The sequence below is a fragment of the Bradyrhizobium frederickii genome, from assembly GCF_004570865.1.
GTDB classification, from domain to species: domain Bacteria; phylum Pseudomonadota; class Alphaproteobacteria; order Rhizobiales; family Xanthobacteraceae; genus Bradyrhizobium; species Bradyrhizobium frederickii.
Genome location: NZ_SPQS01000020.1, coordinates 1 through 23668, shown reverse-complemented (window position 1 = coordinate 23668; position 23668 = coordinate 1). Strand labels below are relative to the sequence as shown.

At 62.5% G+C, this 23668-nt stretch carries 17 protein-coding genes and 7 pseudogenes; 11 read left to right on the top strand and 13 right to left on the bottom strand.

Annotated features, from left to right (window positions below; genetic code table 11):
* Positions 1–81: 81 nt before the first annotated feature.
* The 5 genes from E4K64_RS28970 to E4K64_RS28950 all read right to left on the bottom strand — a co-directional run bounded on the left by E4K64_RS28970 (position 82) and on the right by E4K64_RS28950 (position 8088).
* A complete protein-coding gene (locus tag E4K64_RS28970; RefSeq protein ID WP_135166516.1) occupies positions 82–1425 on the bottom strand; it encodes a c-type cytochrome in 1344 nt (447 codons plus the stop codon).
* On the bottom strand, positions 1422–3590 hold the full coding sequence (locus E4K64_RS28965; RefSeq protein WP_167772315.1) for a xanthine dehydrogenase family protein molybdopterin-binding subunit: 2169 nt from the start codon (positions 3588–3590) through the stop codon (positions 1422–1424). The genes E4K64_RS28970 and E4K64_RS28965 overlap by 4 nt, the downstream gene beginning before the upstream one ends.
* A gap of 8 nt (positions 3591–3598) precedes the next feature.
* The gene (locus E4K64_RS28960; protein WP_209311998.1) at positions 3599–4063 is read right to left on the bottom strand and encodes a (2Fe-2S)-binding protein; all 465 of its coding nucleotides are present in this window, start codon (positions 4061–4063) and stop codon (positions 3599–3601) included.
* A 743-nt stretch (positions 4064–4806) separates the two neighbouring features.
* The gene (locus E4K64_RS28955; protein WP_135166513.1) at positions 4807–6231 is read right to left on the bottom strand and encodes a methyl-accepting chemotaxis protein; all 1425 of its coding nucleotides are present in this window, start codon (positions 6229–6231) and stop codon (positions 4807–4809) included.
* A 108-nt stretch (positions 6232–6339) separates the two neighbouring features.
* Complete coding sequence (locus E4K64_RS28950; protein WP_135166512.1) at positions 6340–8088, bottom strand: methyl-accepting chemotaxis protein; 1749 nt, start codon at positions 8086–8088, stop codon at positions 6340–6342.
* A 218-nt stretch (positions 8089–8306) separates the two neighbouring features.
* On the opposite strand from E4K64_RS28950, the gene E4K64_RS28945 reads away from it, so the two are divergent.
* The 6 genes and pseudogenes from E4K64_RS28945 to E4K64_RS41930 all read left to right on the top strand — a co-directional run.
* Positions 8307–9053, top strand: coding sequence for a YebC/PmpR family DNA-binding transcriptional regulator (locus tag E4K64_RS28945; protein WP_126261898.1), 747 nt, complete (start codon positions 8307–8309; stop codon positions 9051–9053).
* A gap of 233 nt (positions 9054–9286) precedes the next feature.
* Positions 9287–9814 carry a crossover junction endodeoxyribonuclease RuvC gene (ruvC, locus tag E4K64_RS28940; RefSeq protein WP_135166511.1) on the top strand — a complete coding sequence of 176 codons (528 nt, stop codon included), beginning with the start codon at positions 9287–9289 and terminating at the stop codon, positions 9812–9814.
* A gap of 234 nt (positions 9815–10048) precedes the next feature.
* Entirely contained in the window at positions 10049–10666 is a 618-nt protein-coding gene (gene ruvA / locus E4K64_RS28935) for a Holliday junction branch migration protein RuvA (protein WP_135166510.1), read from the top strand.
* A gap of 158 nt (positions 10667–10824) precedes the next feature.
* A complete protein-coding gene (ruvB, locus tag E4K64_RS28930) occupies positions 10825–11883 on the top strand; it encodes a Holliday junction branch migration DNA helicase RuvB (RefSeq protein ID WP_126261895.1) in 1059 nt (352 codons plus the stop codon).
* 123 nt (positions 11884–12006) lie between these two features.
* A complete protein-coding gene (locus E4K64_RS28925; protein ID WP_135166509.1) occupies positions 12007–12927 on the top strand; it encodes a metallophosphoesterase in 921 nt (306 codons plus the stop codon).
* Between the two features lie 70 nt (positions 12928–12997).
* Positions 12998–13078 (top strand): annotated as a pseudogene (locus tag E4K64_RS41930) (acyl-CoA thioester hydrolase); the annotation flags it as partial.
* On the opposite strand, the gene E4K64_RS28915 reads toward E4K64_RS41930, so the two are convergent.
* The 3 genes and pseudogenes from E4K64_RS28915 to E4K64_RS28905 all read right to left on the bottom strand — a co-directional run bounded on the left by E4K64_RS28915 (position 13060) and on the right by E4K64_RS28905 (position 17457).
* Positions 13060–14763 (bottom strand): recombinase family protein, encoded by a 1704-nt coding sequence (locus E4K64_RS28915; RefSeq protein WP_126261893.1) that lies wholly within the window; start codon positions 14761–14763, stop codon positions 13060–13062. The pseudogene E4K64_RS41930 and the gene E4K64_RS28915 sit on opposite strands and share 19 nt — an antisense overlap.
* A gap of 810 nt (positions 14764–15573) precedes the next feature.
* Positions 15574–16550, bottom strand: a pseudogene (locus E4K64_RS28910) (nucleotidyl transferase AbiEii/AbiGii toxin family protein).
* On the bottom strand, positions 16531–17457 hold the full coding sequence (locus tag E4K64_RS28905; RefSeq protein ID WP_235884808.1) for a DUF6088 family protein: 927 nt from the start codon (positions 17455–17457) through the stop codon (positions 16531–16533). Before E4K64_RS28905 ends, E4K64_RS28910 begins: the two are co-directional and overlap by 20 nt.
* A 154-nt stretch (positions 17458–17611) precedes the next feature.
* Here E4K64_RS28905 and E4K64_RS28900 point away from each other — a divergent pair.
* The 4 genes and pseudogenes from E4K64_RS28900 (at position 17612) to E4K64_RS41920 (ending at position 20708) form a co-directional block, all read left to right on the top strand.
* A pseudogene (locus tag E4K64_RS28900) lies at positions 17612–18792 on the top strand (DUF932 domain-containing protein).
* Between the two features lie 173 nt (positions 18793–18965).
* Positions 18966–19547, top strand: a pseudogene (locus E4K64_RS28895) (ParB/RepB/Spo0J family partition protein); the annotation flags it as partial.
* Positions 19540–19695, top strand: a complete 156-nt coding sequence (locus E4K64_RS41925) for an adenylate/guanylate cyclase domain-containing protein (protein WP_126261892.1) — start codon at positions 19540–19542, stop codon at positions 19693–19695. The pseudogene E4K64_RS28895 and the gene E4K64_RS41925, both read left to right, overlap by 8 nt.
* 431 nt (positions 19696–20126) lie before the next feature.
* Complete coding sequence (locus E4K64_RS41920; RefSeq protein ID WP_430642534.1) at positions 20127–20708, top strand: helix-turn-helix domain-containing protein; 582 nt, start codon at positions 20127–20129, stop codon at positions 20706–20708.
* Here the strand turns inward: E4K64_RS41920 and E4K64_RS28880 are convergent.
* From E4K64_RS28880 to E4K64_RS28865, 4 genes and pseudogenes are all read right to left on the bottom strand, one after another.
* A pseudogene (locus E4K64_RS28880) lies at positions 20702–21244 on the bottom strand (transposase); the annotation flags it as partial. The gene E4K64_RS41920 and the pseudogene E4K64_RS28880 overlap by 7 nt on opposite strands.
* Positions 21245–21260: 16 nt before the next feature.
* Positions 21261–21446, bottom strand: a pseudogene (locus E4K64_RS28875) (IS256 family transposase); the annotation flags it as partial.
* A gap of 75 nt (positions 21447–21521) precedes the next feature.
* On the bottom strand, positions 21522–22169 hold the full coding sequence (locus E4K64_RS28870; RefSeq protein WP_126261891.1) for a hypothetical protein: 648 nt from the start codon (positions 22167–22169) through the stop codon (positions 21522–21524).
* 30 nt (positions 22170–22199) lie between these two features.
* Positions 22200–22568, bottom strand: a complete 369-nt coding sequence (locus E4K64_RS28865) for an antibiotic biosynthesis monooxygenase family protein (RefSeq protein ID WP_235884807.1) — start codon at positions 22566–22568, stop codon at positions 22200–22202.
* Between the two features lie 96 nt (positions 22569–22664).
* Here E4K64_RS28865 and E4K64_RS28860 point away from each other — a divergent pair.
* Positions 22665–23137, top strand: a pseudogene (locus E4K64_RS28860) (MarR family winged helix-turn-helix transcriptional regulator).
* Positions 23138–23286: 149 nt separating this feature from the next.
* Here the strand turns inward: E4K64_RS28860 and E4K64_RS28855 are convergent.
* The coding region (locus E4K64_RS28855; protein WP_209311893.1) for a transposase at positions 23287–23668 on the bottom strand (382 nt) is incomplete at its 5' end.

The following is a 23668-nucleotide window of genomic DNA, read 5'->3' as shown; positions in this document are numbered from 1 at the left end:
GGATCTGCGCTCCGCTTCGCTACGCTTGTCCGGGACGACAACGGAAATTGACGCGCGATCACGCATCAATCTCGCCAGACGCTACTCCGCCGTCTGCTCCCTCAGCTCCGCCACGTCCTTCGCCGTCAGCTTCGAGCCCTTTGCACCGAACCGCGCCGTGACATAGTTCGCCACCGCCGCGATCTCGTCGTCGGTATACGCCTTGCCGAACGCGGGCATCGACAGCGCGCCGTCTGGCGTGTGGCGCTTGGTGCCCGAGAGCACGATCTGCGCGACGTTGGTGGCGGCGGGGTCGTTGACGGCCCAGGTGCCGGTCAGTGTCGCCACCGGCGAGACCGGGCTCTCGCCGCTCCAGCCGTGGCAGCTGGCGCAGGCGCTGGCGAACACCTGCTTGCCGCGGGCGTTCGCCGTGACGCCGTCGCGGTGCGAGGCGGGGGCGACCGGTGCCGTGGTGGCGGGCAGGTCGGGCGAGGGCTGCGGCGGCACGCTGCGCAGGTAAGCAACGATGCTGCTGATGTCTTCGGGGGCAAGCTTGCTCAAGCTGTGGTCGACCGCCTCACCCATCGGGCCCGAGGCCGAGCCATGACCCGGCGCATGGCCGAGCGACAGATACGAGATCAGATCCTGGTCGCTCCAGTTGCCGAGACCTGTCGCCTTGTCCGAGGAGATGTTGAAGGCGCGCCAGCCCGCCGTGATGGCGCCGGCGAACTTCCTGCGGTTGTCCAGCGCGAAGCCGAGATTGCGCGGCGTGTGGCACTCGCCGCAATGCGCCAGCGCCTCCGCGAGATACGCGCCCCTGTTCCATTCCGGGCTCTTCGATGTGTCGGGCGCAAAGCGCGTGTCCGGATTGAACACGGCCGACCAGACAATCATCGTCCAGCGCTGGTTGAACGGGAACGACAGCGTGTTGTCGGGCGCCTTGGCGCGCACCGCCGGCAGGCTGAACAGATAGGCCTTCACCGCCAGCACGTCCTCGTCGGTCATGAAGGTGTAGGACGTGTAGGGCATCGCCGGATAGAGCCGCGCGCCGTCACGGCGCTTGCCGTGCTGGACCGCGTTCAGGAAATCCTGGTCGCTGTAATTGCCGATGCCGGTGTCCTTGTCCGGCGTGATGTTGGTGGAATAGAGCGTGCCGAACGGCAGCTTGAAGGCGAGCCCGCCGGAATAGTCCTTCTCGCCCGGCTTGGTGTGGCAGACCATGCAGTCGGCGGCCTTGGTGAGATATTCGCCGCGCTCGACGATGCTAGCCTTCTCGAGCTTGGCCGGCACGCCGGTCGGCTTGCCGGCGCGGTAATCCGCCAGCGCCACTTTCGTGCCGCCGGCGAAGTCGAGCGGGCCGGGCCCGCGGATGATGAAGACGCCGACCGCTGCCGCGACGATGGCGATCGCGACGACGCTTGTGAGGATACGCATCTTGCCGCTCATGCCTTTCTCCCCGCAGCCAGCAGTTTCCGATCGATCGGCAGGCGCCGCAGCGCCACGCCGGTTGCGGCGTAAATCGCGTTGCGCAGCGCCGGCGGTCCGGCCGTCGTGCCGGTCTCGCCAATTCCGCCGGGTGCCTCGCCGCTCTTGACGACGTGAACCTCGATCTTCGGCGTCTGGTTGATCCGCAACATCCGGTAGTCATTGAAGTTGGATTGCTGGACGCGCCCCTTCTCGATGGTGATCTCGCCATAGAGCGCGGCGGTCAGGCCGAAGATCAGCCCGCCCTCGACCTGAGCCACGATGGTATCCGGATTGACGGCGATGCCGGTATCCACCACCGAGGTCGCACGGCGCAGATTGATCTCGCCTTGCTCGTCGACCTCAGCCTCCACGACGGTTGCAATGAAACTCCCGAACGACGGCTGCAAGCACACCCCGCGTCCGACGCGCGCGGGCAAGGGTTGACCCCAATTGGCTTTTTCTGCCGCGAGATTGAGGACGGACAGGAAACGCGGCTGATTGGCCAGCATGCCACGGCGAAACTCGACCGGGTCCTTGCCCGCCTTGCGCGCCAGTTCGTCGATGAAGCATTCGACCGCAAACACGTTGTTGTTGGGGCCGACCCCGCGCCAGAACCCCGTTGGTATCGCCGGCGGTTCGGCCCGCACGTATTCGACGTGGACATTCGGGATCTCGTAGGGCACGTCGGTGGCGCTATCGATCGCATCGATATCGATGCCCTTCTGGAACGCCGGCGGCAGCCAGCGCGCGATGATCGCAGCGCCGGTGATCTTGTATTTCCAGCCGACGATCTTGCCGCCGGACAGGCTCGCTGCGATCGTGTCGCGATACACCGGCCGATAGACGTCGTGCTGAATGTCTTCCTCGCGGGTCCACACCACCTTGACCGGCCCGTCGACCTGTTTGGCGATGCGAACCGCCGCGACCACCATGTCGGGCTCGAGCTTGCGGCCGAAGCCGCCGCCCAGCAGGTGGTTGTTGACGATCACCTTCTCGACCGGAAGCCCGGCGGCCTTGGCCGCCTCGGACTGCACACGCGCCATGATCTGCGTTCCGGTCCAGATCTCGCATGAATCGGGCTTGCAATGCACCGTGGCGTTCAACGGCTCCATCGTTGCGTGGGCGAGAAAAGGCAGCTCGAACGAAGCTTCGAAGTTCTCGCCGCTCGCGAGACCCTTGGCGATGTCGCCGGTTGATTTGGCGACCACGCCGTCCTTTGCGCTGGCGGCGCGCAAATCGTCCCAGATCGCTTTCGAATTGATCTTTGCGTTCGGTCCCTCGTTCCACTCGATGTCGAGCGCGTCCAAGCCTTTTTTCGCCGCCCACATGTGATCGCCGACGACGGCGACGAGATCGTCGAGCACGACGATCTTTCGCACGCCCGGAATCTTCTTCGCGGCACGGTCATCGACCTTGCCGACCTTGCCGCCGAACACCGGGCACTGCGCCAGCGTCGCGAATTTCATGTCTGGGACGATGGCGTCGATGCCGTAGACGGCCTTGCCGTTGACCTTGTCGGGGGTGTCGAGCCGCTTGAACGGCTGGCCGATATAAACGAAATCCTTGGGGTCCTTGAGCGCGGGAGTCTTGGGCGGCGTCTGGCCTGCTGCTGCGGCGGCCAGCGCACCGTAGGAGACGGTCCGACCGCTCGCCTTGTGGGTCACCTCGCCTTTCGATGTCGTGCAACTGGCGGGATCGACGCCCCATTGTGCAGCCGCGGCCTGCACCAGCATGGCGCGTGCGCTGGCGCCGGCTTCACGTAGCGGCTTCCAGAACGCCCTGACCGATGTCGAGCCTCCGGTCGCCTGAATGATGAAAATGGGATTGCCGTACAGTTTCTCGTTGGCGGGTGCGTGCAGCAATTGGACCTTTGACCAGTCGGCGTCGAGCTCCTCTGCCAGGATCATCGAGATCGCGGTATAGATTCCTTGTCCCATCTCGACTTGCGGCATCACCAGCGTCGTCGCACCTTCCGGGTCGATGCGGATGAAGGCATTCGGCGCGAACTTGCCGTCGGTCTTGTCCTCCGGCTGCACCGGCTCGTTGACGGCGGCGCGCAGCGGCAGGTGGAAGGCGAGCAGGAAGCCGGTGGCGAGGCCGCCGGTCAGAAGCGCGCGGCGGGAGACGTTGTTATGTGCGTTCATGGCGGACCTCACGACTGACGGCCGTTGGCGGCCTGCTTGATGGCCTCGCGGATGCGCACATAGGTGCCGCAGCGGCAGATGTTGCCGGCCATGGCGGCGTCGATGTCGGAATCGTCAGGCTTCGGCGTTGACGCCAGCAGTGCTGCGGCGGACATGATCTGGCCGGACTGGCAGTAGCCGCACTGGATCACTTCGGCCTCCAACCAGGCCTTCTGCACCTTCGCGCCCGACGGCGTATTGCCGACCGCCTCGATGGTGGTGATGGCGCGGTTCTCGACCGCGCTGACCGGCAGCACGCAGGAGCGTACCGCCTTGCCGTCGACATGCACCGTGCATGCGCCGCACTGCGCGATGCCGCAGCCGAACTTGGTGCCGGTCATTCCGAGGATGTCGCGCAGCACCCAGAGCAGCGGCATTTCAGGTGGCGCGTCGAAGGATTTCGTTTCGCCATTGATGGTGAGTGTCGTTGCCATATGCATTCCCTTGCTCGGCGATCGCGTGCGGCGATCACGTCGACGAATTTTGCGCGACCATAATCATATCGATGCGAAACGATGAAGCGTCGAAATTTCCGACAATGCATATTTGCGCGAACGAGGCGTGAGGCCATGACGTTCACGAATTTGTGCGGCGATCGCTGCAAAGGTTTTGGGCTAATTGATATGATAATCGTCATGTTTTGACCCATTTTCGTCGCGTGCGGGATCGACCACCGCAGATGATCGTGCGAACGCGCAAAATCATGCAAAGACGAAACTCGTGCGATTGGGAAAGTGGGGCGGCGGGGAACGGCCGACATTGTTGTGCCCTCTCCCCTTGTGGGAGAGGGCGGCGACGTCAGTCAACTCGAATACGTTTGGGGTGAGGGGTCTCTATCCGCGTATGACCCTCGTCATTATCGAGCAGTTCTGCCCGCGGAGACAGACCCCTCATCCGGCGCTTCGCGCCACCTTCGCCCACAAGGGGAGAGGGAAGAGGGGGGTAATTTCGGAATAGTCGCAATATGCCCCTGTTTTGCCTGACGGGTCAAGTGTGGGGCGCATCTCAGCACTCGAACCGCCTCCACGTCGGGAAGAGGCGAACCGCGACCGGGTCTGATTTCATCGCCCTCCTGGTGCCCGCCTAAGCCATTGATTCCGCACGCCCCGTCTACTGTGCATGGGGTTGTTTTCGAACTTTTTGTCTTGGGGAGGCCAGAGCGCCGTCGCGAGAGCCGTCAGCTCTGCCGAAAGCCCATCCGGAAGGCGCCCCAATGTTTGCCGCGGACCACGATCGGCGAGGACAGATCCTTCATCAACACGAACTGTCCGCCGCCCATGTCGCGGCGGTAGGTCTGGAGCAGGAACGGCTTGGTGTTGCCTGCGACCTTCTTCACCGTGCGGTCGTTGAACAGGCGGCGGTTGCGGCAATTGGCGTTATTCCAGACGGGGTCCTTGCCCTGCGGCAGGCGGTAGTTCGGATTGTGGGTCGGCAGATAGCCGCTCCGCGCCCAGGCGACGCAATAGACGATGCGCGGATCCGATTTCTGGATCGGGTCCTGGATCGCGGGCAGCACGCGGTCGGTGAATTCGACGTAGTTGGTGAGGTACTGCTTCGGATCGGTGCCGGGAATTTCGCGATAGGTCTCGTCGAGCAGCTGGTCGAGCGTGATGTCGCCGCGATCGATGGCGGCTTCGAACTCGGCCGAGATCCGCCTCGCGGTGTCGACCACGATTCGGATCAGCGGCGTGTCCGAGGTCTCGACGCCGCTGTCGGCGATCAGCGCGATCAGGCCTTCGGACGTGTCGAGCAGCTTGGCCACCCGCTCGTCTGCGTTCTTGAGATCGCGCGAGGACAGGTCGACGCCCCTGGCGAGCTCGTTGAGCTCGCTGATGACGGTGTCGCAATGTCCGAGATTGGAGGTCGCCGCGCGCGTGACGCTGCCGATCTCCGCTTCCACGGATGCGAATCCCTGCTGAACGCGCGAGATGATGCCGGAGATCTGCTGGGCGCCTTCGCCCGCGGTCTTGGCGCGCTGGGAGGCGTCGCTGCTCTCGCCGATCAGGCCTTCGATCTGGCCGTCGAGATCGCGCACGGTGTCGGAGATCTGATGCGTGGCCTGGCGGGTGGCTTCCGCGAGGTTCTTCACTTCGCTTGCGACCACCGCGAAGCCGCGGCCGGCATTGCCGGCGCGGGCGGCTTCGATGGTCGCGTTCAGCGCGAGCAGATTGGTCTGCTTGGCGATCGCCTCGATCGAGCCGGACACTTTGGCGACCTGCGCCAGCGCCGAGCCGACCGCGCTGAGGCGCGCCTCGATCCGCTCCACCGCGGCGACGAGCTCGGAGATGTGGCTGACCGCGGTGTCGACGGCGCCGCGCGACTGCGCGATCTCGCCGACCGCCGCTGACGTGGTGGTCTGCACGGCCTGCGATGCATTGGCGATGTCGTGGTTGGCCGAGACCATCGTCTCGGCCGTCTTCTGAAGATGATGGAACCGTTCCGACTGGTTGGCGACGCGGTTTGCGACTTCCTGGACGTTGCCGGCGATATCGGCGAGCTCCACGCCGAGGCCGCCGATGCGGTCGGCGAGCTGATCAATCAGCCGTTCGGCGAGCGTGCGGTTGGATGCGGTGTCCAATACTGCAAGTTGTGCGGCGGACATGTCCTGGGCTTCCTCCAATCAGAGCCGTTCGCCGGCCCTCCCGCGGCATTCCGATTCCAGCGGCGACTTAGAGGATGATTCGGGGGCGGCGTCTTGCCTGAGCGTGCACTAGAGTTTGTAGGCGGTGCGGAATCCGCCCCAGTGCCGGCCCTGCACGCGGATCGGGACGTCGATCTCGCGCATCATCACGGTGGTGCCATTGCCCATGTCGCGCGCATAGGTTTGGACCAGGTACGATCGCAGGTTGCGCGCGGCGGCGAGCCCCGCCGGATCGTTGAATATCCGCCGGTTGCGGCTGTTGGCCGTATTCCAGGCGACGTCGCCCGGCCGCTGCGGATGCGAATAGATCTTGTTGTGCACCGGGAGGAAGCCGTTGCGGTCGACCATGGCGCAGAACGCCATGCGCTGGTCCTTCGCCAGAAAGGCTTCCTGGAACGGCGGCAGGGCCCGGTCGGCCCAGCCGAGATATTTCGTGCGGTATTGCTGCGGATTGGTTCCGGCGATCTCGGCATAGTCGGTGTCGAAGAGATCGTCGATCCTGACTTCGCCGCGCGCAACCGCCTGCTCGAAGATCCTGGTCAGCGCGTTGCCCGCCTCCATCGCGCGGGTGACGAACTCGGTGTTCTCCTCGTGGATCGACCAGAGCTTGTCCTCGATCTTTTCGCGGAGCTCGGCATTGGGGCCGGCGAACTGCGCGCGGGCGCCGGCCTTGGACTGCTCGATCACGCGCAGGCGACAGGCACCGACGTCTTCGAGGGTGCCCTCGATCATAGCTTGCGGTGCGAGACGGCTGACGTCCGCGCCGCCGATCAGCACGCCGTCCATCGAGATTTCATAGACCGGCATCACGCCGCGCGTGCTCTCGAACTTGAGATGGCAGGGCAGCCGCTCGGTCTTGCGGCGATCGTCATGCTCGCTCTGGCGGAGCAGCACGGCGCAACGCGACTTCAGCTTTTGTGCGAAGGTGGTGACGGCCTTGCCGGCACTGGCGACGTTCTCGCCGTGGCTCTCGGCCGCCTTGGTCGCGGCATCGATCTCGGCCGCGCTCTCGCCGACCGAGACGATGAACTCCGAGGCGCTCGCGGCATTGCCGGAGACTTCGCTGGTGGTGGCGTTCTGTTCGGCAACCGCCCCGTTGACGGTCTCGAAGACCGGGCGGATCGCCTCGATCGCCTGCGAGATGCGGTGCACGGCATCCGCGGAGCCGGCGGCGTCGCGCTGGAGCGCGTCGATCTTCTTTGTGATCTCTTCGGTCGCGCTTTGCGTCTGCACGGCGAGCGCCTTGACCTCGGTTGCGACGACCGCAAAGCCTCTTCCCGCAGCACCCGCGCGTGCGGCCTCGATCGTCGAATTGAGGGCGAGCAGCGTCGTCTGCCGCGCGATCTGCGCGATCAGATTGACGACGTTGCCGATGGCGGCAGAGGATTCGCGCAAGCGGTCGACATTGGCGCGGGCTTCCTGCGCCGCGGCGCTGGCCTCGTCGGCGAGCTTGCCGGCCTCGCGAACCTGAGCCCCGATTCCCAGCGCGGACTGGGTGAACTTGTCGGCGGCATGGGCGAAGGTGGAGGCGGTCGATTGCGCGGCATTGGTCCGGCCGGTCAGGGCATCGGTGCGGTCGCGGATGGCGGCAAGCGTCGCCGCGGTCGCCTCAGCGCCGCCGGCCACCGAATTGGCGGCGCGTTCGAGCTGGCGGATCATGGCGCCCAGCTCGAGTTCCAACAGCTCCAGGATTTCCCGCGCCGAATCAGTCTCGGCCGCGGGAGTGGGCTCGGAATGGGCCGCCGGCTGCGGAGCCGCCGGGGCGGTCGCGGGCGCAGCCCGGTCCGGCAGACGCTTCCGAAATAGTCCGAACGCCATCAGCTCTCTCTTGTCGGGGAACGGTCGGGCGCTATTTTCGCAGGCTGGAATGAAATCAGGGTTAACAATGCCCGATCTCTAGGCGCCGGCCATTACGGCGGCTATCTTTACAGTGCTACCTTGGAGCAGCAGATCCCTTTGATTCCGGTGGGGTGGCGGCCTATAAGGCCGCGCTTCCCACGCTCACCTTTGGCTGACGATTTCCCAAGAGACCACGCATGGCCGGACATTCCCAATTCAAGAACATCATGCACCGCAAGGGGCGGCAGGATGCCCAGAAGTCGAAGCTGTTCGGCAAGCTGGCGCGGGAAATCACGGTCGCCGCCAAGCTCGGTACGCCCGACCCCGCCATGAACCCCCGTCTGCGCGCCGCCGTGATCGCGGCGCGGCAGGAGAACATGCCGAAGGACAACATCGAGCGCGCCATCAAGAAGGCGCTCGGCAGCGACGGCGAGAACTATGACGAGATCCGCTACGAGGGTTACGGCCCCGGCGGCGTCGCCGTCATCGTCGAAGCGCTGACCGACAACCGCAACCGCGCCGCCTCCGACATCCGCTCCTTCTTCACCAAGTCCGGCGGCAATCTCGGCGAAACCGGCTCGGTCTCCTTCATGTTCGACCGCACCGGCATCATCGAATACGACCGCAGCGTCGCTTCCGACGACGCCGTGCTCGATGCCGCGATCGAGGCCGGCGCCGACGACGTCGTCTCCGGCGAAGGCGGTCACGAGATCTACGCCTCGACCGAAGGCTATCGCGACGTCGCCAAGGCGCTGGAAGCCAAGTTCGGCGAGCCGCGCAAGGCCGCGCTGATCTGGAAGCCGCAGAACACGGTCGCCGTCGACGACGAGACCGGCGAGAAGCTGCTCAAGCTGATGGATTTGCTCAACGAGCACGACGATGTCCAGAACGTCTACGCCAATTTCGAGGTGTCGGACGCGCTGATGGCGAAGATGGGCGGCTGATCGCCAGCACCGAATTCCGCTGTCGTCGCCCGGCTTGACCGGGCGACCCAGCATTCCAGAGAAGCCAGTAAGGTACGGAGAAGCCGCAGCGTACTGGATACCCCGCTTTCGCGGGGTATGACACTGGAGTGCATGATGGACAGCGCGGCACTCTTCGGCGAGGGCCCCACTTCCCCTGTTACTTCCGTTCTGTTTCTGTTTCCCTGCGCCCGGCCAGCCGCTATCACTGGCCCATGACTGCGCTCCCGATTCGTGGCCCCGTTCGCATCATCGGCATCGACCCCGGCCTGCGCCGCACCGGCTGGGGCGTGATCGAGGCTGACGGCAACCGCCTGATCTACGTGGCCTGCGGCTCGGTGGAACCGGCGAACGACCTGCCGCTGGCGAGCCGGCTGCTCGCGATCCATGAAGGGCTCGCGGCCGTGCTCTCGAACCATCAGCCGATCGAAGCCGCGGTCGAGCAGACCTTCGTCAACAAGGACGGCGTCGCGACGCTGAAGCTCGGTCAGGCCCGCGGCGTCGCCATGCTGGCGCCCGCAATGTTCGGCATCCCGGTCGCCGAATACGCGCCCAATCAGGTCAAGAAAACCGTCGTCGGCGCCGGTCACGCCGAGAAGGCCCAGATCGCGATGATGCTGAAGATTCTGCTGCCGAAAGCCGAGCCGCCGTCAGCCGACGCCGCCGACGCGCTCGCCATCGCCATCACCCACGCCCATCACCGCCAGAGCACCGCGCTTAGGCTGAAGGTGGCGGGTCTCTAATGCGCGTTGTGAGGCACAGATGAGCCGCGTGGACGGTGTGCTCCCTCCCCCCTTGTGGGGGAGGGTCGGGGAGAGGGGTAGCCGCAGCGGCGGTGCCGCCGTCAAGCCTGGCGCGCATTCCTCACGCCTTCGAGACAATCCCCGTGTGGCACCCCCCTCCCTAACCCTCCCCCACAAGGGGGGAGGGAACGGACAGACGATGCCGAGCGTCCTTCAAGCGATGGGTGCGCAGCGATGATCGGCAAGCTCAAGGGCCTGATCGATTCCTACGGCGAGGATTTCGTCATCCTCGACGTCGGCGGCGTCGGCTATCAGGTGCACTGCTCCTCGCGCACGCTGCAGCATCTGCCCTCGCCGGGCGAGGCCGCCGTGCTGTCGATCGAGACCTATGTCCGCGAGGATCAAATAAAACTGTTCGGCTTCCGCACCGACCAGGAGCGCGAATGGTTTCGCCTGCTCCAGACCGTGCAGGGCGTGGGCGCCAAGGTCGCGCTCGCCGTGCTCGGCACGCTGGTGCCGGCCGATCTCGCCAATGCGATTGCGCTGCGCGACAAGGCGGCGGTGGCGCGCACGCCCGGCGTCGGCCCCAAGGTCGCCGAGCGCATCGTCACGGAACTGAAGGACAAGGCGCCGGCCTTCGCCAATGTCGATCCCGCCGTCGTGCATCTTGCCGGTGCCGTCGACGATCAGCGCGCACCACGTCCGGTTGCCGATGCGATCTCCGCGCTGGTCAATCTCGGCTACGGCCAGCCGCAGGCGGCTGCTGCGATTGCATCGGCCTCGCGCAGCGCGGGTGAAGGCGCCGGGACGGCGCAGCTCATCCGGCTCGGCCTGAAGGAATTGGCGAAGTGAGCGCGGCAATGGTCAGTCTCGTAGGGTGGGCAAAGCGACTTGTCCGCCGTAGCTCGAAGAGCGAAGGCGGAAGCGTGCCCCCCATCTTTCAACCGACTGGAGACATGGTGGGCACGGCGCGAAGCGCGCCTTTGCCCACCCTACGAGGAGTTCGCTGAGTGAGCGACCCCAAGGCCAACCGCATGGTCTCGCCCGAGCGCCGCAGCGACGATGTCGGTGACACCGCGCTGCGTCCGCAATCGCTGTCGGATTTCGTCGGCCAGCAGCAGGCGCGCAAGAACCTCTCGATCTTCATCGAGGCGGCGCGCAAGCGCGGCGAGGCGCTGGATCACGTGCTGTTCGTAGGCCCCCCGGGCCTCGGCAAGACCACGCTGGCGCAGATCGTCGCGAAGGAACTCGGCGTCGGCTTCCGTGCCACCTCGGGCCCTGTCATCGCCAAGGCGGGCGATCTCGCCGCGCTCCTCACCAATCTCGAAGAGCGCGACGTGCTCTTCATCGACGAGATCCATCGCCTGAGCCCGGCGGTGGAAGAGGTGCTCTATCCCGCGATGGAGGATTTTCAGCTCGACCTCATCATCGGCGAGGGTCCGGCGGCGCGCTCGGTCAAGATCGAGCTGTCGAAATTCACGCTCGTCGGCGCCACCACGCGCGCGGGCCTGCTCACCAATCCGTTGCGCGACCGCTTCGGCATTCCGGTGCGGCTGAATTTCTACACCATCGAGGAACTGGAGAGCATCGTCAGCCGCGGCGCGCGCGTGCTCAATGTCGGCATGACCTCTGACGGCGCCAACGAGATCGCGCGCCGCGCCCGCGGCACGCCGCGCATCGCCGGGCGGTTGCTCAGGCGCGTGCGCGATTTTGCCTCCGCAGCCGATGCCGACAAGATCGATCGCAAGATCGCCGACCACGCGCTGAGCGCGCTCGAGGTCGACGCCGCTGGGCTAGATGCCATGGATCGCCGCTATCTCTCGACCATCGCGACAAACTATGGCGGCGGCCCGGTCGGCGTCGAGACCATGGCCGCCGCCTTGTCCGAGCCGCGCGATGCGATCGAGGACATCATCGAGCCTTACCTCATCCAGTGCGGCTACCTCCAGCGCACTCCGCGCGGCCGCCTGCTCACCTCGCATGCCTTCCGCCATCTCGGCATCGCCGAGCCCTCGCGCGATGCTGCGGCACAGTTCGGCCTGTTCGGGACGGACGAGAGCGACGACTGATCTGCGCTAATCCAGCCTTCTGTCATCAATTTCCGGTCATCTCGTGCAGACGATCTGCACGAGCGCACCCCAATTCCGCTCCAATCGGACCCCATCAAGAAGGCGCATCTCGATCGGATTTTCATGATCACGCGTCGTCATTTCATTCGTTCCATCGGCGGCCTGTCCGTCCTCGGTGTCTCGACCGCCGCCTATGGCGTCGGCGTCGAGCCGGTGCTGCGGCTCCGCGTCACCCGCTATCATCCGAAGCCGCGGCAATGGCCGGCGGATCTGCCGCTGAAGATCGCCGCCATCGCCGATATCCATGCCTGCGATCCCTGGATGTCGCTGGAGCGGATCGAGGGCATCGTCGAGCGCACCAATGCGCTGAACGCCGACCTCGTCGTGCTGCTCGGCGATTATGTCGCCGGTCTCCATCATGTCACGCGCTTCATTCCGTCGAGGGAATGGGCGAGGGTGCTCGCCGGCCTCAAGGCGCCGCTCGGCGTCCATGCCGTCATGGGCAATCACGATTATTGGGACGACAAGACCGTGCAGCGCACGGGGCGCGGGCCGACGATGGCGCATCGTGCGCTCGAAGCAGCCGGCATTCCTGTCTACGAGAACGACGCGGTCCGCCTCACCAAGGATGGCCGCCCATTCTGGCTCGCCGGCTTAGGTGATCAGCTGGCCTTCCTGCCGGCGCGGCGCTTGCGCAGCATGGCGCACTTCGGCGCCGACGATCTCAACGCCACGCTCGCCAAGGTCACCGACGATGCGCCTGTGATCCTGCTGGCGCATGAGCCCAATATCGCGCCGCGCGTGCCCGCGCGCGTCGCGCTGCAACTATCCGGCCATACCCATGGCGGCCAGGTCCGCCTGCTCGGCTGGTCCCCCGCCGTCGCAAAGCAGCAGGGCATCCGGCTCGCCTATGGCCATATCAGGCTGAAATGCGATCTCATTGTCTCCGGCGGCCTCGGTTGCAGCATCATGCCGGTCCGATTCGGCGTGCCGCCCGAGATCGTCGAGGTGACGCTGGGAAGGACAGGGCCGGCTGTGTCCTAGCCCCGCTTGCGCCGCCGGCTGTTTTTGCGCAAAAACGGGCCGGTTAGCGACAAGCGAAGAGGCTCGCGACGTGACAGCTCATCTCGACGGCGAGATCCGCGACGGCCGCCATCACATGCAGGTCCGCGTCTATTACGAGGACACGGACTTCCCTGATTTGCCGTTATCGTAGTAGGCCAACATGTCGATTTTTTCTCCCTTGCGTCGGTTTTCCGGGAAAAGCTTCATGCCGCAAAGGGCGGCACTTTTCAGGTAGGGCGTATATTCGTAGGGCATCCGCTTGCGAACTGGATGCACCAAAATGCAGTCAATCAAGTTACGGAAGGCGACGCGGGTTTCGATCGCTTTCGAATTTATCTTGAGCGCGGTGAGCAATTTTTTAACTTCCGAACGGTAAAGCTCGCCGAACTTCGGGTGGTCAAACGGGCTCACGTTCTCGCTGCCGTTGCCCAGCAGCCGCAAGCGCGCATCAACGTTTTCGCGCTCCATATCGCACTCATCGATCCGCTTGAGCAGCTCATCGGGTTTACGACGGCTGTTTGCGATGGCATATGATAGGCGCTCTATCTCGGCAGTTAGCGTACGGCGTCGACGCTCGAGATTGGTGCGTTCGCTAACTTTTTTTCGATCTTTCTTGCGTTCCTCCTGCCAAGCACTCATCGCCTCTTCAATGGCTTTTGGCGAAAGCAATTTCACGTCAATCTTGACGGAAACATCCTCAAGTAGAACGTCCATGTCAAAGCTACGGGTGTGCTCGCAGGTGCCTCGCTGATGCGCGTTGGCGCATGCGGCGCGCGGCGCGCCATTCCGGGACGATTGCGCAATTCGCATAGGGCCGTTGCAAACGCCGCACCGGAGGACACCGGCAAGCGGGTGCTCATTGTTGCGCGGAATCATTGAGCGGCGCTGCGGCTTGCCGGTCGGCCCGAACATATGGACAGCGCGCGCGCTGCGAACCTTCTGCACCGTATCCCAGAGTGCTTGCGGAATGATCCGTAGCTCGGGATTCTTGACGATGATGTGCCGTTCTTCCGGATTGCGGCGCTTCTGTTTCTTCTGCGTTTCCGGGTTGAGAATTGTCGAGCGAACGTTCCAATGTATCTCGCCGATATACAACTCGTTGCCGATAATGCCGCGACCATGACGACCGCCAGTGATGCACTGATGATTCCAAGTGGTGCGACCGGCCTTGTCCTTGTGACGGGTGGCGCCAGGCGAGGGCACACCTTCGTGGGAGAGGTCAGCTGCAATATTTCGGGTTGAACGGCCCGAAGCATATTCCTTGAAGATGCGGAGTACGATCTTTGCTTCGTTCTTATCGATCAGGCGCTCGCCGGGCGCACCAGGCCTCGGCCGATAGCCATACGCGTATGAGCCCGGAATTTTTCCGTTAGCGACAGCGTTGTCATGGCCGCGCCGAACCTTGTCGGCAAGCTGCGGTTTGTAAATCGTGTTATAGAGACTTGCGATGCTGATATCGGTAGCGGTGGCGTAAATGCCTTTCTGATCCATCAGCTCAACGCCGTTGAACTCGAAAACCTGCTTTAGGCGCTGGATCGTTGCGGGATCGCGCGACAAGCGGTCGAAATGCTCAACGATGACCACGTCAAAGTCATGGTTTCGAACACCGTTTAGCAATCGTTGATAGCCGTCCCGCGCATCTTCGGTAAGACCAGACTTTGCGGCATCGACGAATTCATCGATGACATCTAGGTTATTGCGTTCGGCGACCTTTCGGCAGAGCAATAGCTGACCGTCAATCGAGGTCGCCTTTTGCATGTCGCTGGAATAGCGGGCGTATAGTACGGCTCTCATTTTGGGTGACCCTGCCGTCATGCCGTTCCCCTATCGGCTGCCCGTGACATCCTTTTCGTCCCGTGCAATCTGTCGCCCAATGGCGCGCGCCAGCTCAAGCCAAATTTCCTCATTATCGGGATTGTCCCAGCTCTGAGGGTGGGAAGGGTCAAGCGGTCGGATGATCGCCCTTTGCTCCCGAGGCGATCGGATTCGGGTGCGCATTACAAGCTGGCCAGCGGATGTTAACGTAAAGTGCCGGCCCGCGCGACAGCCGGGCGGCAATCATTTGCAGCGCTTGATTCCAGGCTCGATCCCTCCCGTCCCTTTTCCGTGGTTTCATGACCTTCGCCGGCGCGACAATCCGATCTAGATCGTCCTTTGGCCACAGCTTCCGTTGGCTGTGGCCACAACCCGACCGGGATCATTGCAGGATCAGGATGGCGCATGAATTTTGCCCTTTTTGAAGCGCTCGCTTAAATCTCGATCTGCGGGCTGTGAGCCAATTCATGTTGGCCGCTGCAGCGGCAAATGAAAATGAGATTCTTCAGATACATCAATGCCGGGGATCGAGCGTTAGCGCACTCCCGCGATGGTGGTCGTGGGCGGGAGCAGATCTGCTAAGCAGAGCGGAGTAAAAATACTTGCGCGTGACGGCGACGAGTTGATGGGCAGGGAGGCTTCCGCTGCGCTCGGCGACCCGCTCGCATTAGCCTCGCGGGCAGTCAGACAAAGGGAGCATCGGTTCGGGCTAATTTCTTAGTACTTCCCTTGATACCGAGCGTCATTTATCGGCGCGGCGCGCGCCTCAGGAAAAGCGGGCGCAATTCGTCGGAGTGGACGCTTATGGCTTCATCGCGCCTCTCGTTGGCCCCCTCCGTTCTGATTCAGGCGAGCTTCGAGCGAACTGATGCTGGCGAGCACAGCTTCAAAGTTTGGCGGTTCGCCGAAGATCATGCCTTTCATGGCTCTGTAATCGACGCGCAACTGGTCGATCATCGCGTCATGTGGGGCCAGCGCGAACGAACCGGGCGCCGCACTCGCAAGATCAAAGTCCGGTCGATTGAAGAACATGCGGGCATGCGCCGACGCAGTCCGCGCCGAGCTCTGTGTCAGCCATAGCGGCTTCTCCGATCGGGTCCCGAACTAGCTGGTGCAGGTCGTAGTAGTGACGGGACACGCGTTGACCGCCGCCGCGCAGCTCGCCGCGCTGGTCGAACCAGCGGCGCAACCCATGGAGGATGACGACCTTGTCCCAGAAGGTGCGTTATCGGCACATCGCTATTTGGGTCGAGCGCGGATTTTGCGCCTGACTCGATCTTGATCGCCGCCCGCACATAATCCGACCGCGGTGTCGCCGCGGGATACCAGATCAACAGCGTCTGCCCGTCGGGATCGGCCTCGTCGGCTTCCACGCGTGCTGCACCGGCATCGAGGCCGGCAGCCTGAAGCCGATGCTGGAGGATCCGCGTCAACTCAGCGCGCAGCGAGCCATTAATGTAAGCTTTGCAGGCGTCCTTGATTGCATCAAGCCGCTCCCGACGTTTCTTGCCGCTGAGCGCGTCAAGCTCCTCGATGGTCGCCGGCTCGCCGATATCATCCCGAAACACCGTTACGTCTATATCTTCGGAGAAACGATTGATCAGACCGAACCCTTTAGACAAGGATGTTCCGCCTTTGAAAAGGAGGCGCGGTCCTCCCGTCTTCAGGCCATGGAATAAGGCATCCAGCGTCCAGCAGACCCAAAAGTCCTTCTCGATATTCTGGGATGCCGTACCGAGGCGCAGCCCCGACCCGGCCACGAGAACCTCATCGAAAGCCGGGTTCATGCCTACACCCTCCGAGTTGTGCCGCGCGATTGGCGGTTGGCTTCTTCCGCGTGGAGCGTGGTTTCGGCTTCGGACGTGCGACGGCAGGGTGACGCTGACCATCATCACCGTCGCCTCTTCCTTGTCGATGACGATCATGATCACCGCCAGCATGATTAGCATCATCACGATCATCATCGTTATGCCGGCGACCAAGGCCAGCATCGGTTTCGATGAGCGGTTTGAGAAACACCCGCATCCATGTCGGAAGAGCCGACATGCCGGCGGTGAGATCGGCTTTGAGCAGCGGCCCCGCTGTCGGACCCTCGAAAAGCCTGGCGAGCTTGCGCTCGACCTGATCGTTCTCGCCCTCTCGTGTTAAGAGATCCCGCAGCCAATGAAGCGCTTGGACAACGCGCATGGCCGGTCGCCCGGCCCAGAATAGCTTGCTGGCTGCGGTCGGACGAAAGGTGATCGTCACGTTACCAAGCTTTATCGCGCGACGACACGCCTCGGTGTGCACCACGATTTTGGCCGGGACGGCGTCAGTCAAACCCAAATCGTTCGCCGCGGTTATGCCGTCGACAAGCATCCGCGTTCGGTCGCGTCTTCCGACTGCGTCGATGACCGAGCGCGGATCGGGAGGGTTAGGTTTTTGGGTGAGCCTGTTGAAGCCAGGCTGATCGTAGAGCCCGCGATCGATCCGCCTCAGGGTTCCGGCATTCGCTAGCCGCTGCAGCGTCTTATCAACGGCGTCCCGCGAGGAGAGGTCGACGAAGTCACTGGGCGTCCAGACCTTCCGCGGCGCGTCCTCACGGATGCGGTCAAGCATGACGGTCTTGAGGTCGGGCGGGTGGCTGTTCATGTCCGAAAATTGCAGCTCTTTTTCGGACACAGGGCAAGTTTCTTGTCCGAAATAGGTATACAAATTTCGGACAATCTAGGTCACTTGAGGGGGAACGCCTTCCCCTGGCATCCGAGTTCCCGCAATGCTCCCGAAAGAGTGAGGGCGCTGACCGGGTTTTCCGGGACGGGTTGAGGGCTGGAGAAGAGGCCTCCGGCGCCCGTCATGGAGACGACCCATGACCCAAGTCGAAGTTCTTAGCACGGGCCGCGACCGCATCGGCGGCTACAAGGTGGACCTGACCCGCGGTGAGCGTTGGCCGCGTATCCTCGGAGTGGTTCTCGCGGCCGGCGGACGAGCGCTATCTGTCCCTGTCGGACCTTTATGCCGCCGTGCGCGGACGGACCCGCATAGCCGGACCCGGACGGTGGAGAGCGCAGCGATCCGCGTCGAGGCGGATCGTAACGACGCGGAACGGCTGGTGCTAACGTTGCCCGGCTCCGATACGCCTATCGCACCGACCCACTGGAGCTTCGGCCAACTCGCGAGCCTGGTCGGCGCGCCGGCCGCCTACCTCCGGCAGCTTCCGGCGCCGCTCGCTGGCATCAATCTCCAATTTGGCCTCAGCTCTCATCGAGGCGAGCAGGTCAAGACGCTCGAGATCGAAGACGGTCGCGTCGATCTTCGCGCGGTTACGGGGCCCGAATACGGGCGCATTTTTGACCACGAACTCGTGGCGGCCGTTCAGCGCATCGCCGGCAATGGCTCGGGCGACACGCGCTGGAAAGTCCCGGGCGTGCTCGACTGGTCGACCGGCGTCTATAATCCGCATGTCGACATCAGCGAGGATACGACGACTCTCTACGCGTCGAACCGCGACGTCTTCCTGTTCCTGGTCGACGACCTCAACCCGATCGAGGCCGGCCGGCTGCGTGATGGCTCGCCGTGGCTTCTACTGCTGGAATTCCGAGGTGGGTGCCAAGACACTCGGGATGGCGAGCTTCTATCTCCGCGCCGTCTGCCAGAACAGCAATCTCTGGGGTGTAGAGGATTTCGAGGAGATCACCATCCGCCACTCCAAATACGCCGCCTCACGCTTCGCGCACGAGGCGGTGCCGGCGCTGACGAGCTTTGCCAATTCCCAATCAATGCCCCTTCGTCAATGGCATCAGGGCCGCGCGAGAAATGATCGTCGCCCGCACCGACGACGACCGTAGCGAGTTCCTGCGCAAGCGCGGCTTCTCGAAGACTGAGACAGCGAAGTTCATCGAAACGGTGCTGTCCGAGGAAGGACGCAAGCCCGAGAGCGTCTTCGATTTCGTGCAAGGCATCACAGCGGTTGCGCGGGGCAAGACCCATCAGGACGCACGTCTCGATCTGGAGGCGCGCGCGAAAAAGCTGCTCGACCGCGCAGCCTGATACCCGGAAAGCCTGAGATGCGGAACGGCGTGTCTCCGGCTTCGTGCCTTTCCGTTTTTCCTGATCGTCGGTTGGCCGGTGCTGCCCTCAGAGGAAGAGGGCGGTGCTGCGCTTCGTGACGGGTTGGAGGCCCAGAGGAGAGTCTTTGGGCCGCCCGTCGCGGAGTATCACCCATGGCGAATACCGTTCAGAAGATCACCCTCTCGTCCTCGCTCGACATTCCCTTCAATAAGCTCGTGCTCAGCCAGTCAAACGACCGGCGCGTAAAGGCCGGCATTTCCATCGAGGAGTTGGCCGAGGACATCGCTCGGCGTACCTTGCTCCAAAGCATCAACGTGCGGCCGGTCCTCGACTCCGAAGGCACTGAGACTGGCATTTTTGAGATACCGGCCGGCGGGCGCCGGTACCGCGCGCTGGAGCTCTCGTAAAGCAGAAGCGCCTCGCCAAGACCCGCATTGGTGCCTTGCGTCGTGCGCGATCCCGCGACCGACATTCTCGCCGAGGACGACTCGCTCGCCGAGAACATCCAGCGCGCACCGCTTCACCCGCTCGACCAATTCCGTGCCTTCCAGGCTCTGCGCGAGAGGGGCCAGACCGAGGAGGACATCGCCGCCGCCTTCTTCACCTCGGTCAACGTGGTGAAGCAGCGCCTGCGCCTCGCCGCGGTCTCGCCCGCGTTGCTCGAGATCTATGCCGAGGACGGCATGTCGCTCGAGCAGCTCATGGCCTTCACGGTGACTTCCCATCATGCGCAAGGAGTCACGCGGCCTCCCCGGCGAGATCCAAGTATCCGCCCATGTCAGAAAATTGCTGAAAGACCAGTTCCTGTTCGTCGAACGCGGCGCAGTCGAACTGAAAGGAAAGGGTGAGATGCTCGCCTATTTGATGAAGGGACGATACTGATCGAACCCAGCGTCCTATTGTGGGCCTTCTGAGACGAGCGGTCTACTGCGGATTCTGGACAGCGCCAGCAACCGCAGCAGCAAAAACGACATTCAAGCCGTGATTCGAGATTGACCACACGGCTGTTCGCCGTCAGGTCTCTGTGAGACAAATTGAATGGTTTTGCGGAGGGAGGATTTCTGGTTCATGGTAGCCACCAGGAGCGAAGTTGAAGCCAAATCCGGACCGGGCAAAGCGCCAGCAGAACAAGTGCTAAAGGGTCGTCCGTGAAGAATGCGGATTGACCTGAGAGATAGGCAGAAGTTGTCACGATAAAGTATTCGATTTTGCAGGAAAGCTGGGTGTTGGGCCATGCTTTCTTGCGTTTTGGGATTTTGCTTTTGAGCGATTCGTGATTCCCTGACGGCGGGTCGTCGGCATTGGGGAAGGCGATGAGCAAACCGCGTGTGGATTCCGCTCGATGTCGCCCAGCATTCCGATTTGAAGTCGCCCACCCATTCCGAGATGATGTCGCCCGGGTGACGAGGCCTCTTCTGGCTCCCATAGGTCAACCCTTTCGGCTTTGCGAAGGGGGACCCTGGATGCCGACGGAGAGGCTTGCGATGCGCCGTGTGCGCGATGTGATCAGGATGAAGGCGGCCGGGCTGCCGAGCCGCGAGATTGCGCGACGGGTAGGAGCTGCGCCCTCGACGGTGCGGCTGGCGATCCGGCGGTTCGAGGCCGCGGGTCTGACCTGGCCGTTGCCCGACGAGCTCACGGACGCGGCCCTGGAACTTTGCCTGTTCGCCAAGACCGGCAATGGCAACCGGCAGGGTCACCGCCGCATCGCCGAACCTGATTGGACGACCGTGCACCGCGAGCTCAAGCGCAAGCACGGTACGCATACGATGAAGCTTACGATTACCCACATTTTTGAGTCAGAGTGTCGCTCCCGTTGCGATATCGATGAATCGCGACATCCGCGCCACATGATCAGATTCCCTGGTGGCGGATCGTTGGCACGGGCGAGATAGCCGCCGAGCCTGGCGATCTTGATGAGATAATGCGACAATGTCTTTCGTTGTGTGCTGACTGGATTCTTGTCTTTGACGAGCCGATCAAGCAATTGGATCTCACCTTTGGTCAGCACAAACTCCGGTGAGGCATTTGGTGCTGAACGGTTAAGCATCGTCATCCAAAAAATGCGCCAGCTCACAATGCAGAATACCGAGATCAGATTCGTCAATCGCTGAGCGGTCCGCAGTTGCGAGTCCTCTGCCCTACAGCCGGATTTGAGTATCTTGTGGAAGACCTCGATCTTCCATCGCAAGGAATACCATTCGAGTTTCTCGATCGCATCCCCGTGCGATTGCACTGGAAGATCGGTCAGGAGTTTCCATTCAATCTTCTTTCTGTTCTTTGGCGCTCCTCTTTCATCAGCGTGGATCACGGTCAAAGTCAAAGCTGGATACCGCGACTGCTTACCTATCGGTGGCAGAATACGGATTTTACGATACCGGATTTCAAGGACAGCCTGGTCTGGATTGCCCTTGCTATCCTGGACTTCGATCCGGTGGAGACCTTTGACCGTGGCGCACGACGCGCTGGTGGCCGTCCGCGGTCTTCAAATCGGCATGCTGGCCGAGAAAGTCTGCGACTTCGGCCTCGACCGCCTTGGCGAGAAGGGCACGTGCCCCGTTGCGCAAGACTTCTGTGAGTTGATCGTCGAAGATTCCTGGCTGAATCAGCTGGATGACGCTATCGTTGGACACGGCATATCGTTCCTTCGGTGGAGAAGTGGAGGCGTCAAGCACCCCCACGATATGCCGCCTTTCCGATTCCCGCCGTCACCAACTTTCAGCGATAGCTCTCGGCGCTCGAAGTCGAGCGATAATTTCGCCTGCTCGCTTACCGTCCTTAGCGATAGTACTAAGTGCTCGCCGGGCTTCTTCCAGATCTGGCGGTTGAGTGCCCAACCAGTTTAAGGCGGCCTCTGCATTGAGAATCGCGGCTGTGAGCGCGTCGACGACAGCACTATAGGTGCGCACAACCTCTGCTGACGTCTGCAATGGCGCTTCGCCCTTCGCCTTGCGCGGATTTCCTTTTGGTTCGCTGAACCGGCTGCGATGCACCTTGCGCGGCCTTAGGTGCAGAAGGGCGTTTGCAGCCTTGCGGATCAGATCGAGTACCAGGTCGGGCTGGGCCCGCTTGGGGGCGCGGCGGCCGTCGATCTTAAGGACAGTCGAGCGTTTTGTGACAAGACATTGAAGGGCCGGTTGCACGATGCTGGCCTTGCCGCCCAAGATGTACCAACTCGGCTTCCACTTCCAGGACATAGCGCGCTCCTCTATTGGATCATGAGAACGCCTCGGCGCTGTCGGCCGGGGGAACCGTTTCAACGTCGATGGGACGCGAACAGCTCGCTGAGTACCGTCGAAAGTGCCGATCGTTGCGATAGCCAAGGCGCCAGCGACAGGATGGATCAACTTGATCATGAGTATCTTCCCTTCCTAAAAACAGCAGGGCTAGGCAACGCAGATGCCGGGCACGGCAACTTTCTGGAACAGATGAGGGGAAGCTATCGCCGAGGCCGGATAGGTGGCGATTTTTGCTAGAAAGTCAGGATGGGTGAAGGCCGCGCGGAAGTGTGCGGTGGATTCCCAGACGGCGTAGTTCAGATAGGTCGAGCTGTCGCCGAGAGCTCTGTGCAGCTGAGTGGAAATGAAGCCCGGCTGTCGCTTCATGAACGCTGCGTCGTCCTGCCAGGTTTTGAGAAAAGCCGCCTCATCGGCTTTGTCGAGAGTGAATAAGTTCACCAGGACGACCGAATTTGCCTCGATAGCAATCTGGCGGTCGATCGGAAAGGAAGGGTCCAGTGGGCGTATTAACGACATGAGTGCCTCCATCGCTATTTAATATGTGATGCCTAATTGGTATTATGATTACATAACAGATCGCCATTATGATGTCAATTAAAGCAATGGTGACAAATGAAAAAAGCCGAGCGAACCCCCGAGAGTGACGCCCTGACCGACCTTGTTTTCGATCTATTCAGGCTCCACAGCCTACTTCTGACGGCCGGCGACCGTCTGGTCGCCCCGCTTGGCCTAACAAGCGCACGCTGGCAGGTGCTTGGCGCCATTGTGTCCGCCGAACGTCCCCAACCGGTCGCTTGGCTCGCACGTGACCTCGGCGGCAATCGTCAAAACGTTATCAATGATCTGCACAGAGAGGGCCTCGTATCTTTTGAGGTCAACCCGCATCACCGACGGGCGCAGCTCGTCGTGCTCACTGAGAATGGACAGCGCGCCTTCGAAGCCGCAATGGAATGCAGGCTCCCTGGATCAACGATCTTTCAGAAGGGCTGTCGGTCAAGGATATACGGATTGTCCATCGCGTGATCACGGCCTTGCGAGATAAGCTTGAGGGCGCGGGCGGCTGTGCCTCCAGTTTCTCGAAATAGAACGCTGCCGGGTATGGCGCGACAATCAGGATGAGAGCGCGTCACCTTGATCGCCGCCGCGCAGCCGGGCTCGAAATACATGCCCCGGCAGCGTTTCATTCTCAAACTGAGCCCTGAAATCCCAGTTACCGCTACCCTAGTACCCGGAATCAGAGCTGAGTGAGACGGCGGCCTTTGAAACGGCGTTGACGGACCTTTTTCTTGGTCCAGACGAAGGGCTCGGCTTTGTCGTTGTACGCGTTGACGTAGGCATCGATGTGTTCCTGAAGCTGCTTGAGGCTTGTGAAGGAGGTGCCGCTGAGCGATTGTCCCTGCAAGATTGAGAACCATACCTCGACCTGATTGAGCCACGACGCACTGGTCGGCGTGAAATGGAATTGCACATTGGGATGGGCCTTGAGCCAGTTCTCATTCTTCTTGTGGGTGTTGAGGTTGTCGAGGATGACGTGAAGCTTCCGGCCCGGAAAGGCCGCGGTGAGGCTGTTCATGAAATCGAGAAACTCGACACGGCGACGGCGTTTTGAATGCGTA

What these genes read in the sequence shown, in the direction of transcription:
- E4K64_RS28965 (WP_167772315.1), bottom strand. Translation starts at nt 3,590, where the DNA reads ATGAACGCACATAACAACGTCTCCCGCCGCGCGCTTCTGACCGGCGGC.
- E4K64_RS28950 (WP_135166512.1), bottom strand. Translation starts at nt 8,088, where the DNA reads ATGGCGTTCGGACTATTTCGGAAGCGTCTGCCGGACCGGGCTGCGCCC.
- E4K64_RS28915 (WP_126261893.1), bottom strand. Translation starts at nt 14,763, where the DNA reads ATGACGGCAGGGTCACCCAAAATGAGAGCCGTACTATACGCCCGCTAT.
- E4K64_RS28865 (WP_235884807.1), bottom strand. Translation starts at nt 22,568, where the DNA reads ATGTCGTTAATACGCCCACTGGACCCTTCCTTTCCGATCGACCGCCAG.
- E4K64_RS28945 (WP_126261898.1), top strand. Translation starts at nt 8,307, where the DNA reads ATGGCCGGACATTCCCAATTCAAGAACATCATGCACCGCAAGGGGCGG.
- E4K64_RS28870 (WP_126261891.1), bottom strand. Translation starts at nt 22,169, where the DNA reads ATGATCAAGTTGATCCATCCTGTCGCTGGCGCCTTGGCTATCGCAACG.
- E4K64_RS28960 (WP_209311998.1), bottom strand. Translation starts at nt 4,063, where the DNA reads ATGGCAACGACACTCACCATCAATGGCGAAACGAAATCCTTCGACGCG.
- E4K64_RS41920 (WP_430642534.1), top strand. Translation starts at nt 20,127, where the DNA reads ATGAGCAAACCGCGTGTGGATTCCGCTCGATGTCGCCCAGCATTCCGA.
- E4K64_RS28970 (WP_135166516.1), bottom strand. Translation starts at nt 1,425, where the DNA reads ATGAGCGGCAAGATGCGTATCCTCACAAGCGTCGTCGCGATCGCCATC.
- E4K64_RS28925 (WP_135166509.1), top strand. Translation starts at nt 12,007, where the DNA reads ATGATCACGCGTCGTCATTTCATTCGTTCCATCGGCGGCCTGTCCGTC.
- E4K64_RS28955 (WP_135166513.1), bottom strand. Translation starts at nt 6,231, where the DNA reads ATGTCCGCCGCACAACTTGCAGTATTGGACACCGCATCCAACCGCACG.
- ruvC (WP_135166511.1), top strand. Translation starts at nt 9,287, where the DNA reads ATGACTGCGCTCCCGATTCGTGGCCCCGTTCGCATCATCGGCATCGAC.
- E4K64_RS41925 (WP_126261892.1), top strand. Translation starts at nt 19,540, where the DNA reads ATGCGCAAGGAGTCACGCGGCCTCCCCGGCGAGATCCAAGTATCCGCC.
- ruvA (WP_135166510.1), top strand. Translation starts at nt 10,049, where the DNA reads ATGATCGGCAAGCTCAAGGGCCTGATCGATTCCTACGGCGAGGATTTC.